The organism is Pseudoalteromonas sp. 78C3 (assembly GCF_002836695.1).
GTDB classification, from domain to species: domain Bacteria; phylum Pseudomonadota; class Gammaproteobacteria; order Enterobacterales; family Alteromonadaceae; genus Pseudoalteromonas; species Pseudoalteromonas arctica.
Window position 1 is genome coordinate 1 of sequence record NZ_PJAV01000084.1, and the last position, 12,723, is coordinate 12,723.

The following is a 12,723-nucleotide window of genomic DNA, read 5'->3' on the forward strand; positions in this document are numbered from 1 at the left end:
TGTGAAAGTAGGACATTACCAGGCTTCAAATTAAAGAAACCCGTTACAGCAATGTGACGGGTTTTTTGCTGTCTGGGGTTTACTAAATAGCCAAAGTCCATGCCGAGCCTCGACCGGTGATAGTGTCGCATTTGCTATGTGACTTTCTACCGCTGTGGGCACCACGACATTCCAGGCTTCAAATTGTAGAAAGCCCGAATCTCACGATTCGGGCTTTTTTACATCTGCAGAAAAGTGAAATGTGGGGGGGGTAATGTACAACTCACACCTGTACTTACACCAATATCTTTCATTTCACTCAAGTGTTTACTGCTAAAGAGATACACACCCTTGTAAAGTACGTTTATATAGCTACTATTATTAGAGTTCAAAAACACATAAAGTTAAAAGCTAAATAAACTCCCTTTAAATATCGCGAATTTTTGTGGCAGGATTTCCCGCTACGACAGTATTATCCATTACATTTTTTGTAACCACAGCACCTGCACCCACAATACTATTTTCACCAATACTCACACCCGCTAAAATAATTACACCTGCGCCAACCCATACGTTATTGCCTAACACGATAGGTGCTGCAAAGTTTTCCTTATAAAGCCTTTCTGCTGGATTAGTAGCATGTGACACAGCTAAAAGCTGAACGTTCGGGCCTATTAAGCAGTCATCACCAATGGTGATTGAGTGATTGGCTAATGGCGAGTCGAGAAGTGTGCAATTAATATTCATAAAAGTACGATCACCAATAACTATTTGATTGCCGTAATCGCAATGAAAACCTGATTCTATAATTACACCATCACCCGACTTTAAAAATAACTCTTTGATACGTTTTAAGTTGCCTTTACTTGGGCTCTTATTAAATAAACGGCAGGTTTCACCTGCTTGCTTTCGCTGTGCTAAGTATTCTTTACTGATACTGTTAAATGACTGCATTGTATTTATCTTTATAACTTAATTAGTTATAGCTTACCGTACTTTTAGTTTTATTATTATTAGAATAAAACTGTGTTTTTTTTGCTCGTTCACTTGCCATTTAGGTTGTTTCGTTTAAAATCGCATAACTTTCGAAATGAAACTTAATTCACGAGCTTTATGACTAAACGAAACACACAGCAGCGTCGTCACAATATACTGGTTCAAGTTAATGAATTAAGTGAAGTCGCTGTTGAAAAGTTAGCACAGCAGTTTCAAACATCTGAAGTTACTATTCGAAAAGATTTAACCTCGCTTGAAAAAAGTGGTTTATTACTTCGCCGCTATGGTGGTGCTATTGCACTGCCTAAAGAAATCGTTAGCGATGAAGTAGATTCAAAGCGCAAAGTGGCTATAGCAAAAGCTGCAGCAACGCTTATAAAAGATCATAACCGCATTATTATTGATAGCGGTCGTACCACAGCAGCCATGATCCCTGAGCTTGCAAATAAGCGTGGGCTAGTTGTTATGACCAACGCTATTAAAGTAGCGAGTCGTTTATTAGCACTCGAGAATGAGCCAACACTTTTGATGACCGGTGGAACATGGGATCCGCATTCTGAGTCGTTTCAGGGGCAAGTTGCCGAAAATGTATTATGCTCTTACGACTTCGATCAGCTCTTTATTGGTGCTGATGGTATAGATGTAAAACGTGGCACAACAACCTTTAATGAGTTAGTTGGTTTGAGCCAAGTAATGGCAAAAGCGGCACGTGAAGTAATTGTAATGGTTGAATCAGATAAGATTGGCCGAAAAATACCAAATTTAGAATTACCGTGGAAAATAGTAACCACATTAATAACCGACGATGGCTTAGCAGATGATAAACGCAAAGCAATTGAGGCGTGTGGTGTAAAACTAATTTGCGCAGAGATTATGCAATAGCTACTCAGTAGCAAGTATTTAAAAAAATAAATGGAGACACTATGTGTGGAATAGTTGGGGCAGTTGCAGAACGTCCAGTAAACAAAATTTTAGTTGAAGGCCTTAAGCGTCTTGAATACCGTGGTTACGACTCAGCAGGCGTAGCTTTGCTTGATGGCAACACACTTAATACCGTAAAAGCAGTGGGTAAAGTAGTTAACGTAGAAGCAGCTCTAGAAAAAGCAGGTGTTAGCGGCCATACCGGTATTGCACATACTCGTTGGGCAACACATGGTAGCGTTACAGAAGCAAATGCGCACCCACATGTATCAAACAGCCAGTTAGCACTTGTACACAACGGTATTATTGAAAACCACGCGAGCCTACGTACAGCACTTAAAGCAGATGGTTACGAATTCTTATCAGACACTGATACAGAAGTAATGGTGCATTTAATTCACCAACTTCGCAAACAACACACAACGTTACTTGCATCGGTACAAGCAGCTGTTAAACAGTTTGAAGGCGCTTTTGGTACCGTTGTATTTGATAAAGACAACGATAACGAAATCATTGTAGCGCGCTCAGGTAGCCCGCTTGTTATTGGTTTAGGCCTTGGCGAGAACTTTATTGCCTCTGATCAGTTAGCACTATTACCAGTTACTCGTAGCTTCATCTTTTTAGAAGAAGGCGACGTAGCCCGCATTACACGTGACACAGTAGAAATTTTTGATGAAAATGGCGACGCTGTAGAGCGAGAAGTGATTGAATCAAACATTACGCAAGATGCTTCAGGCAAAGGCGACTACCGCCATTACATGCTAAAAGAAATTTACGAGCAGCCACTTGCTGTACGTAATACGCTTGAAGGGCGTTTAAACGACGACCGTGTGGCAATTGATGCCTTTGGCGAAAGCGCTCAGCAAATATTTAAAGATGTAAAACATGTGCAAATTATTGCCTGTGGTACGTCTTATCATTCAGGTATGGTTGCACGTTACTGGCTTGAGCAGTTTGCGGGTGTTAGCTGTAATGTAGAAATAGCTTCTGAATTTAGATACCGTCAGTCGTTTGTTCATGAAAATAGCTTACTTGTTACTATTTCTCAATCGGGTGAAACTGCCGATACGCTAGCTGCATTACGCCTAGCTAAAGAGCAAGGTTACATGGCCTCAATGACTATTTGTAACGTACCTGGTTCATCGCTTGTACGCGAATCAGACCTTGCCTTTATGACTAAAGCAGGCGCTGAAATAGGCGTGGCATCTACTAAAGCATTCACAACGCAGTTAGTTGGTTTGTTAATGCTTACTGCGTCTATAGCTCAGGAAAAAGGCCTTGATCAAAGCGCAATTGTAAATGCAATTAAAGTACTTCCAGCTAAGTTAGAAGAAACATTATTACTCGCTGATGGTATTGCAGATCTTGCAGAAGAGTTTGCCGACAAACACCACTCATTGTTTTTAGGTCGTGGCTCGCAATACCCAATTGCAATGGAAGGCGCGCTTAAGCTTAAAGAGATTTCGTACATTCATGCAGAAGCCTACGCCGCTGGCGAGCTAAAACATGGCCCACTAGCACTTATTGATGCCGACATGCCAATTATTGTTGTAGCACCAAATAACGAATTGCTAGAAAAACTTAAATCAAACGTAGAAGAAGTACGCGCACGTGGCGGCATTATTTACGTATTCGCAGATAAAGATTCACACTTTGAGTCAGACGACACAATGCGTGTAATCAACGTAAACCACACTGACGACATTATTGCGCCAATAGTTTACACGCTGCCATTACAGTTACTGTCGTACTATGTAGCAGTAATTAAAGGCACTGACGTTGACCAACCACGTAACTTAGCTAAATCTGTTACGGTTGAGTAAAATCAAAAGGTTATGATTGGCTGTGTAAATTGACAAGAAAGTATCACTTTGGATAATAAAGATTCATATCTTACAAAATAGTTTCATACTATTTAGGCTTGAGTTATTCTGAATTTACCAGAATAACTCAAGCCTATTAATGAAAGACTTTCTTGTTCCCGCGCCAAAATAATCGTAGAACTCAGACTTTAAAGGTAAGCTATAAGGAAATACTATGGCTAGGTTTTTACCCGAAAATTTCAGCCCAGAAAAACTAAACATTGAACTCGAAGAAGTTTTTCCAAACTGTACAGAAGTATTTTTTCTACCAACTCAAGCTGAATTAGAAATAGCCGGTAAAGGTACAGAAAAACCTAGCCAACATCGAAAAAGTATCGCAACTTTTAGCGGTCAAGATGGAATTATATCCATAACCCCTATTATTACCTTACCTACACATCCTAATTATTTAAAGCAAAAATACGATCAGATTGAATCAATTATACTAGACGTTGATTTTGGCTATAATTCAGCGCCTTATACTAAAGAGGAGGTTGTTAATTGCTTACAGCTCTTACCAAGTGGATTTATTAAAGACCTACGCTACGGATTAGGTTTAATAAAAGATTACCGCTTTATTATTTCGGCAATAGAAGAGCAAACAGATTTTAATCAAATATGGATTGGACAAGAAAAAACAGGTTGGGACTTTAATCGCGACTTATTTAATTTAAATGCGAGTGATTTTGATGAAATGCGCCGTAATTGTGACCGTATCACACGAAGAGCGAGACAAGCAGCTCAAGCAACTAAAACAGCGACAATATATAACTTGTTAGCCTATCGATTGGGAAATGAACAAAGAATACTACCCACGGATAATGATGCTATTAGTAAAATGCTCCGGATTAAGATAAACGATACCGATAAACAGGCTGCAATGAGTTTAGTCGTGGAAGACAAATCGACGGTTAAACAAACTGATCCTGTAACGTTAACAAAGTTAAAAAATGATATTGAACTTGTTTCTTTAGAACGGCTAATTTCTTCTTATGAGAAGTTACTGACTAAAAAAACCAAGGAAGATACATGGCAGCGCTTATTTAATGAAAACCCATTTATATTGAGCCTTGCCTTTGGTTACCCAGCGATAAAAATATCAGATCAAGCCAGTGTTGGCGGTAAACGCTTGTCTGGTGATGGCGAAAAGATTACCGATTATTTAATTAAGAATGGCGTTACCAATAACCTCGCGCTTATAGAGATTAAAAAGCCCTCATCAGTATTACTTAATAAAACAGCTTACCGAGGTGCAGTGTATTGTGCATCAACCGAGCTAACAGGCTCTGTAACCCAAGTTTTAGACCAATGCTATCAGCTACAACAAAACATCGCATCGATAAAAAGCAACAATAGAATTTACGATATAGAATCTTATGCAGTTCATTGCATTCTGATTATTGGTACCATGCCAAATGATGAAGACGAGCGAAAATCATTTGAAATATATCGTCGCAATTCTAAAAATGTACAAATAATCACTTTCGATGAGTTGTTACTCAAGCTTAAACAGTTACATGGTTTTTTAAATGATAGTGATAATATGAATAACCGCTAATTGACTACTTTTTAGAGTATATATAATGACTGGGGTGTGGACTTCCTAGCTTTCACTAGGTAGTTTTAGTTTAATACTGAATCATGCATCATTTTTCTCCCTTAGAAGCTAAGCTTTAATTTAAAATTATAAAATAAGCGAAGGATTATGCTGTGCATATTATTGTTAGAAAACTTTCCGTAGTTTTTAACCTAAAATGCGCCGCTGACATTTAAATCACTAACCCCTACTTAATAAGCGCTAAATACGCTAAAATTACAGGCTACTTTTTTAGCAATAAGCCCGTAATAAATATGACCTCAGCCACAAGCCCTAGCACTTTTTCCGAACTTGGCCTTATTCCAGAGCTATTAGCTCGATTAACCGATTTGGAATATACCCAGCCTACACCTATTCAAGCTAAGGCTATACCTAGTGTGCTTGCGGGTAGTGACCTAATTGCAGGGGCAAACACGGGTTCAGGTAAAACGGCAACGTTTGCATTACCTATGTTGCAAAAAGCTTTCCTTGAGCAGGGCGCTAAAAATACTGCCAGCAAGGGTAATTTTGTAACGGGGCTTATTTTAGTACCTACCCGTGAGCTTGCTACGCAAGTGGCCGATAGTGTTAAGTCGTATTCTGCAAATTTTAATGGCGCGATTAAAACGGTTGCAGTGTTTGGTGGTGTGTCGGTTAATACACAAATGCAGGCGCTACGCGGCGGCGCCGATATTATTGTGGCAACGCCTGGTCGCTTACTTGATTTAATCTCAAGCAATGCTATTAAGCTCGATAATGTAACCACGCTTGTGCTTGATGAAGCCGACCGTATGCTAAGCCTTGGCTTTACCGAAGAGCTGGCTAATTTGTTGGCTCTTATGCCTGCTAAAAAGCAAACTATGTTGTTTTCAGCGACCTTTCCTGAGCAAGTTAAGCTATTAACGCAAGAGCTTTTAAACGACCCAGTTGAAATACAAGTACAAAACAAAGATGAAAGCACCTTAGTACAGCGTGTTTTTACCGTAAACAAAGGTGAAAAAACCACAGTTTTAGCACATTTAATTAAAACGCATAAATGGCGCCAAGCGCTGATTTTTGTCAATGCTAAAAAAGACTGTGAGCACCTAGCGGCTAAGCTTGAAAAACGGGGTGTTAATGCACAAGTTTTCCATGGCGATAAAGGCCAAAGTGAGCGAACTCGTGTAATAGAAAAATTTAAAGCGGGCGAAATCGAAGTACTTATCGCAACCGATATTGCTGCACGTGGTTTGGATATTGAAAAGCTGCCAGTGGTAATAAACTTTAATCTACCACGCAGTCCTGCTGATTACATGCACCGTATTGGTCGAAGCGGCCGTGCTGGTGAAGTAGGCTTAGCGCTTTCATTGGTTGATTATGAAGATTTGCATCACTTTAAAATAATCGAGAAGAAAAACAAACTACGCCTAGAGCGTGAAGAAGTAACCGGTTTTGCTGTAAACCAAGCAAACCTTGATGCAGCTGATGCGCTTAAAAATGAAAAGCCAATGGCAAAACCAGAAGGCACAGGCAAGAAAAAGAAAAAAAATAAAGCCGATGATATAGATGATGTGTGGAGTGGCTGGCGCCGTAAGTAACAATAGAGCTAAATAAATAGCTGTAAAAACCCGTAATTAGTAAACCTAATTACGGGTTTTTTGTTTTGTGGCTTTAATTTAAAGCGTTAGTTTTAAATTAATGGTCGTGATCTTCATCTTCTATTTCTTGTGCAATCCCTAACCAGGTAATGCTTGCAGGTGGAAAAGTTAACTCTAGCTCACTTTCAATTTCTAGGTCTTCTAGGTGTACTTGCACTATGTGTTGAGCAATTGGATCGGCAATATAAGCAAACTGACCACTTTGCGCCACTGTCATACTAAAGCTCATTCCTTCGGGCATTGTGGTTACGTCTGCTTGAGTAATATCTACTTGGCCTGCGAGTTCCCAGTGCATTTCACCGTCATGTTCATGCCCAGTAAGTACATTTAAAAAGCCTAGGCTGTCGAGTATTAAAAAGTGTTCACCACTGGCTGAAAAAGAATAAGAAACAGCACTTGCGCCATCAGCAAGTTGCCATTCTACTTCTTCCATTTCGGCATTTTCAGGATGAATGCTAAGCAATACTGAACCACTGCCATCATGCCCTGCGGCAATACCAAAAATTGTGTCATTGTTTTTATGGCCGTACAAAGTACCAATGCGCTGATCGCCTACGGCATCTATGTTTACAACTTTTTGAGCGCTGTATACATCACCTTGCTGATGGGCAATCAATACACCATCGCCACAACCAAATACAACATAATCGTGATTTTGTGCTGCGCCGTGTAAATCGGGGCAGGTTATTTCTAACGTTTGCTCTAGTTCGTAATTATCATCGTGAAGATGATAAACACCCACTTGATCGGGAAGTACTTTGGCATTAGATGTATTACTTACATCGTCGCGGCGAATGGTTGAGAGTAAATGCTTGCCGCGAGGCTCAGCTACACCATGCATGTTAATGTCGTAGTTAATGCCCGTGAGTGTAGCTGTTGTATTGGTAATATCGTTATCGGTTAGCACTTCTACTGAGGCAGGCGTACCGGTTTCTGCATCGCCATCGTAAAATATTGCTAATTGCCCGTCGTGAGTTATTAAGTGTGTAGGGCGACTACCACTTGTTAGCTCGTAGCTGCTAAACGCAGGGCCTTGCTCATAATCATGCAAGTGCTCTGCGTGATCTTCGCGCCACATACCGCCGTCTATAAACCCTAGGTAATCTTGAGTACGATTAGCAATAACAGCATAACGAAAGCCTGGTGATGCAGATAACGTGTTTGAGTCATTGTTTAGTGTAAATGTATCAAGTAATTCGTTGTTGTCTAAATCAAAAAAGCTAGCTTCGTTACTGTCACCTGCCAGAACGGCAAGTCTGCCAAGTGAGTCTATGGTATAGCCGTCGTCATGGTCGTGATCATCATCATGATTGTGCTCGTCTTCTACAACAATAGGATCTTTTTCCACAATGTTGGTTTCTGCATCGCCACAGGCCGTAATAAATGTAGCGCTAATAGCGAGTGCAATAAGCTTTAATTGATATAGTTTTTTCATGTTTATTTCCTTTAATTATAATTTTTTAACGCTTAAAAATAACCGCGAATACCTAGCGCAAAACTACGTCCTGGACGTGGCGCTATATCCTTTACAAACGAGCTGTGCACGCGTGCTTCTGTATCTGTTAAATTAGTGCCTCGTAGGTACACAGACATATCTTGGTTTAACACTGAAAGGTCGTAAGAGATGCTCGCATCAACTAAGGTGTAACCGTCTGTGGCTGTTTCTTGTGGGGCTGTGCGGTCTTGCTCTTGATAACGAGTTACGTGAATATGCGCACTGAGTTTATCTGTTTGATAGCTTAGCTCGCTGCCAAAACGAAGCGGTGGTGTACGGGGTAAATCGCCGCCGTCTTTAAGGCGTGCACGAACGTAGTCTGAGAATACATCTAGCTTAAACTCATCTGTTAATTGCCACGCAATTTGCGCTTCAAAACCATGTAAAACTACATCATCTGTTTTAAATAAATAAACGGGTAGCTCTGATGAATGGCCGTGTTCGTCAGCGAGTTCTTCTTCATCGCCATGGTCATGTCCACTTTCGGCATATAAACCGGTGTCTATTTGGTAATAATAGTTATCTACTTGGTTGTAAAAGGCATTTAAAATAAAGCCAACATCGCCTTGAGTTTTACGTAGGGTTAAATCGATATTATTGGCTGTTTCTAGGTCTATTGCTTGTTCAGATAAACCCAAATGGCCATCTTCATCTAAATCAAATAGTGCGCCTACTTCGTAAGTGCCAGTGCCAATATGCGGCCCAAACGATAACAACTCAGAGGCAGAAGGTGCACGTTCAGAGCGCGATACCGAAAGCCCTAAGTTATAGTTAGATGTAAAATCCCATACTACCCCTGCTGATAAACTGACTGGCGTAAATTCATGCTCTACATCAAATACGCGAGTGGTTTCTGCGCTTTCTTCATGATCATGCTCGTCGGCTTCTTCTGCTTCATCGTGTGCGTGAGCGTCAATATTTGGCAGTAATACGTCGCCTGCTTCAATTGTTACTCGCTCAATACGCGCACCTACCTGCACTAAAAAATCACCAAAGTGCCTTTCTTCCATTAACGCTACAGCAAAGCTTTCGGTTTCTGATGGAGGAGTAAAGGCCTCTTCACCTTGTGCTTCAACATCGCTTTGCTTGTAATGAAAGCTAATACCGCCATTCCATTCGTTAAATTGGTTATGCAGTAGGTCTATGCGTAATTCGTTGGTTTCGTTTTTAAAGGTAGTGCCAACAGCGCCGCTCTCAATTTCAGCGTGTTCGTAGTCGGTATGGCCAGCGCGGAGATTTATTTTGTTTAGCCATTTATTATCTAGGTTGTACTCGCCCAGTAATTGCACTTTAGTTTGCTCTAAATCAGCAAATACGCTTTCTTCTTCGTCGTTGTGTTCTTCCTCTTCTTCCTCGCCGTGCGTATGACCAGGAATACCGTATTGACGATTAAATTGCTCTACTGCTAAGCCAATGAAGCCGTTATCCATTAAATAGCTAGCGCCAACAGTAAAACCGTCAGACTCTTCATTACTGTTTTCAACTTTGTAATCGCTACTATGGCCTTCACCGTCGCTATCTATATCGGCAGCTACAGGTACCCCGTAGTCATCGGCCTCACGCCAAAATGCATCGGCGTAAAAAGCCACCGAGTCTGTGCCTGTGGTGGCATTAAACGAGGCCACTTTTTGGTTATCTACCGAGTTATGTTCTAGGTTCCATTCACCACGCGTGGTGCTGTCGGTAGGTACGCGGTTATCTACTACATTAACCACACCACCAATTGCGCCACTGCCATAAAACAGCGTTGCAGGGCCGCGTAATACTTCAATTTGTTGTGCGGTAGACGCCTCCGATGCAACAGAGTGATCGGGGCCAACGCGCGAAACATCACTAACATCAAGGCCATTTTGAGTAATAAGTACGCGAGGGCCGCTTAAACCACGAATAATAGGTGTGCTGGCTACTTTACCGTGAAAATTTGTATTAACGCCTGGGAGTTTTTCAAGGCTGTCGCCAAGGGTTGCAGCTTGTTGTCGTCTTAGTTGTTCGCCAGATAAAACACTAACAGGCGATGCAGATTCCATTGCCGACATATGAATAGGGGTCGCTTCAATATCAATAACTTCAATAGGCGAGCGCTTTAAATTAAAAGTAACCGATTGGTTTTCATCATTAGTTATTGTTATATCGCGATGAAGATGCGCATAACCAGGGGCTACAACGTGAAGCTCTTTTAAGCCATTTTTTAGTTCTGTTATAACAAATTTACCGTTTTCATCGGTGGTTACTTTAAGATCTGAGCCTTCAACTTCTACCGTTGCATTGGTAACTACTTTACCTTTGTTGTTTAAAACAACGCCTTCTATTGTGGATGCAAGCACACTAGCCGGCAATAAAGCTGCTATGAGAACAGCTAATTGTGATCTACGTTTCATTTGACTACCTTGTTAGATGTTATATTATATCAATTATGCGAGTAATGTTATAATATATCAACAGTAATTAACTGATGTTATTAAAATGTCTCCTTAAAAGTAGCGTTTTTGAGTGGAGACACTGATTTAGTAGAGGAAATAATGAAGTCGAGTCAAAGTGTTATGGATCGTATGGCAATAGGGTTATCGGTAATGTGCACAGTGCATTGCTTTGCAACCCCGGTTATTTTAGCGTTATTACCAAGCTTTGCTGTAATGCAAATAGATAGTGAGCAATTTCATTTATGGATTCTTGCGGCGGTAATGCCAACCAGTTTGTTGGCATTGAGTTTAGGCTGTAAAAAACATAAACGTACACGTTATATGGTGTCTGGTGTAACAGGCTTAGCTTTTATGATATTTGCCGTATTGCTAGGCCATGAAGTGCTCGAAAAAGCGCTAACCTTAATAGGCTCAGCGTTTATTGCTGTAGCCCATTGGTTTAATTATCAGCAATGTCTTAAACAGAATGACGAAAACTGCCCATGTTCAGGCGGTGAGCCAGATCAAGTGGTTTAATGCTATAAGTGCTGGTGGTTTAAACGAAAGCTACACTGGCACTTTATTTTTTATTTAAACTTTGTTTTTTTAGATAGCTTAAATATTCGCTAAAAGTACTTTAAAGTAGGTACTTAATTTATTTTTAGCTTAGGTTAACCAATACAGTGCCTCTTATTTTAAAATCTCTTTTGCTTTTAAGCGCCTTAATATGTTTTAAATTAAGCGCAAATACCCCTTATTCAATACCCCGAAGTAACGTGGTTGAGCTCATTGAGCCCGTTAGCGAGCGGGCGTATCCTGTGTATATTCAGCTTCCTAAATCATACCAAAAGCAGCCTAATAAAACGTATCCAGTTATTTATGTAACCGATGCACCGTATACCTTTCCCATCGTTGCTGGGGCTACACGATTCCCTATGAATAGTGGCAAAATGCAACAGGCTATTATTGTAGCAATTGGCTATGAAAAAGGGTCCGCTGGCTCTAACAGCCGAATTAGAGATTACACGCCTACCTTTGCAAAAGATTGGAAAAAGCAAACAGGTAATGCCAAAGGGCATATTCAGTTTTTACAAAGTACAGTCTTCCCTTTTATTGAAAAAAACTATCGGGCCAGTAACTTACAAAGAACCTACATGGGGCATTCATTAGGCGGGTTATTTGGCGCCACTATTTTATTTACGATGCCAGATTTATTTAGCAGTTATATTATTGGCAGCCCATCTGTCTGGTTTAATAACAATGCACTATTAGCATTAAAAGTGAATAAACCAAAATTACCTATAAGGGTATATATATCAGTTGGATCGATGGAAACGCCTGCTTTTGGCGAAGGGCAAAATATGATTGAAGGTGCTGCGCAGCTTGTGCAAAAAGTTAATGCACTTAAAAGTGACAATATAGAATTAAAAAGTATTGTTATTGAAGGGGCTAGTCATGCAACTGCGTTTCCTACCACAGCAATACAGGGGCTTGATTGGGTGTTAGGTGAGCAATAAAACGTTATTTTTATATTGATTCGTACTAGTATGTTTTATTAAAAAAATTTATAAGGAAATTATATGTCGGTTGAATTATGGTCAGATGATAGGTTGAATCGAAAGCAAGAAGGACAATGGCTTGTTCATTTTTTAACGAGTAAATACGCAGTATTAGAGGCTGAGCATAGTAAAAACTATGTATTAAATGTCAATGCAGAATGGGGCTTTGGTAAAACATATTTTATTAATAACCTCGCAGAAGAGCTAAAAGAAAAGAAGCATGTAGTTGTATGTTTTGATGCATGGAAAAATGATTTTTCTGAAAATGCTTTACTTAGTTTTATTGCTGAAATAAATGA

General features: G+C 40.2%; 10 protein-coding genes. 7 read left to right on the top strand and 3 right to left on the bottom strand.

The annotated features are described in order from the left end of the window. Positions 1-405: 405 nt before the first annotated feature. Positions 406-933: a sugar O-acetyltransferase gene (locus CXF76_RS01810; protein WP_101162918.1), complete on the bottom strand. Its 528-nt coding sequence runs from the start codon at positions 931-933 to the stop codon at positions 406-408. A 159-nt stretch (positions 934-1,092) separates the two neighbouring features. Between CXF76_RS01810 and CXF76_RS01815 the strand changes: the two genes are divergently transcribed. The 4 genes from CXF76_RS01815 (at position 1,093) to CXF76_RS01830 (ending at position 6,911) form a co-directional block, all read left to right on the top strand. Beyond that, positions 1,093-1,857: a DeoR/GlpR family DNA-binding transcription regulator gene (locus tag CXF76_RS01815; RefSeq protein WP_101162919.1), complete on the top strand. Its 765-nt coding sequence runs from the start codon at positions 1,093-1,095 to the stop codon at positions 1,855-1,857. Between the two features lie 41 nt (positions 1,858-1,898). Next, on the top strand, positions 1,899-3,719 hold the full coding sequence (glmS, locus tag CXF76_RS01820; RefSeq protein WP_101162920.1) for a glutamine--fructose-6-phosphate transaminase (isomerizing): 1,821 nt from the start codon (positions 1,899-1,901) through the stop codon (positions 3,717-3,719). A 214-nt stretch (positions 3,720-3,933) separates the two neighbouring features. Next, the gene (locus CXF76_RS01825; RefSeq protein ID WP_024592453.1) at positions 3,934-5,316 is read left to right on the top strand and encodes a Shedu immune nuclease family protein; all 1,383 of its coding nucleotides are present in this window, start codon (positions 3,934-3,936) and stop codon (positions 5,314-5,316) included. A gap of 293 nt (positions 5,317-5,609) precedes the next feature. Next, the gene (locus tag CXF76_RS01830; RefSeq protein WP_101162921.1) at positions 5,610-6,911 is read left to right on the top strand and encodes a DEAD/DEAH box helicase; all 1,302 of its coding nucleotides are present in this window, start codon (positions 5,610-5,612) and stop codon (positions 6,909-6,911) included. A gap of 97 nt (positions 6,912-7,008) precedes the next feature. On the opposite strand, the gene CXF76_RS01835 is transcribed toward CXF76_RS01830, so the two are convergent. Both CXF76_RS01835 and CXF76_RS01840 read right to left on the bottom strand, forming a co-directional pair. Further along, positions 7,009-8,406 carry a 5-methyltetrahydrofolate--homocysteine methyltransferase gene (locus CXF76_RS01835; protein WP_101162922.1) on the bottom strand — a complete coding sequence of 466 codons (1,398 nt, stop codon included), beginning with the start codon at positions 8,404-8,406 and terminating at the stop codon, positions 7,009-7,011. A gap of 32 nt (positions 8,407-8,438) precedes the next feature. Then, on the bottom strand, positions 8,439-10,844 hold the full coding sequence (locus CXF76_RS01840) for a TonB-dependent receptor (RefSeq protein ID WP_101162923.1): 2,406 nt from the start codon (positions 10,842-10,844) through the stop codon (positions 8,439-8,441). 141 nt (positions 10,845-10,985) lie between these two features. Between CXF76_RS01840 and CXF76_RS01845 the strand changes: the two genes are divergently transcribed. From CXF76_RS01845 to CXF76_RS01855, 3 genes are all read left to right on the top strand, one after another. Then, a complete protein-coding gene (locus CXF76_RS01845) occupies positions 10,986-11,402 on the top strand; it encodes a MerC domain-containing protein (RefSeq protein ID WP_101162924.1) in 417 nt (138 codons plus the stop codon). A gap of 146 nt (positions 11,403-11,548) precedes the next feature. After that, on the top strand, positions 11,549-12,382 hold the full coding sequence (locus tag CXF76_RS01850) for an alpha/beta hydrolase (protein ID WP_101162925.1): 834 nt from the start codon (positions 11,549-11,551) through the stop codon (positions 12,380-12,382). A 63-nt stretch (positions 12,383-12,445) separates the two neighbouring features. Next, on the top strand, positions 12,446-12,723 hold a 278-nt coding region (locus tag CXF76_RS01855), incomplete at its 3' end, for a P-loop NTPase fold protein (protein ID WP_232785084.1).

Excerpts from the sequence above, each read along its gene's own strand:
- CXF76_RS01810 (WP_101162918.1), bottom strand. The coding sequence starts at position 933 with ATGCAGTCATTTAACAGTATCAGTAAAGAATACTTAGCACAGCGAAAG.
- CXF76_RS01845 (WP_101162924.1), top strand. The coding sequence starts at position 10,986 with ATGAAGTCGAGTCAAAGTGTTATGGATCGTATGGCAATAGGGTTATCG.
- CXF76_RS01815 (WP_101162919.1), top strand. The coding sequence starts at position 1,093 with ATGACTAAACGAAACACACAGCAGCGTCGTCACAATATACTGGTTCAA.
- CXF76_RS01835 (WP_101162922.1), bottom strand. The coding sequence starts at position 8,406 with ATGAAAAAACTATATCAATTAAAGCTTATTGCACTCGCTATTAGCGCT.
- CXF76_RS01825 (WP_024592453.1), top strand. The coding sequence starts at position 3,934 with ATGGCTAGGTTTTTACCCGAAAATTTCAGCCCAGAAAAACTAAACATT.
- glmS (WP_101162920.1), top strand. The coding sequence starts at position 1,899 with ATGTGTGGAATAGTTGGGGCAGTTGCAGAACGTCCAGTAAACAAAATT.
- CXF76_RS01840 (WP_101162923.1), bottom strand. The coding sequence starts at position 10,844 with ATGAAACGTAGATCACAATTAGCTGTTCTCATAGCAGCTTTATTGCCG.
- CXF76_RS01830 (WP_101162921.1), top strand. The coding sequence starts at position 5,610 with ATGACCTCAGCCACAAGCCCTAGCACTTTTTCCGAACTTGGCCTTATT.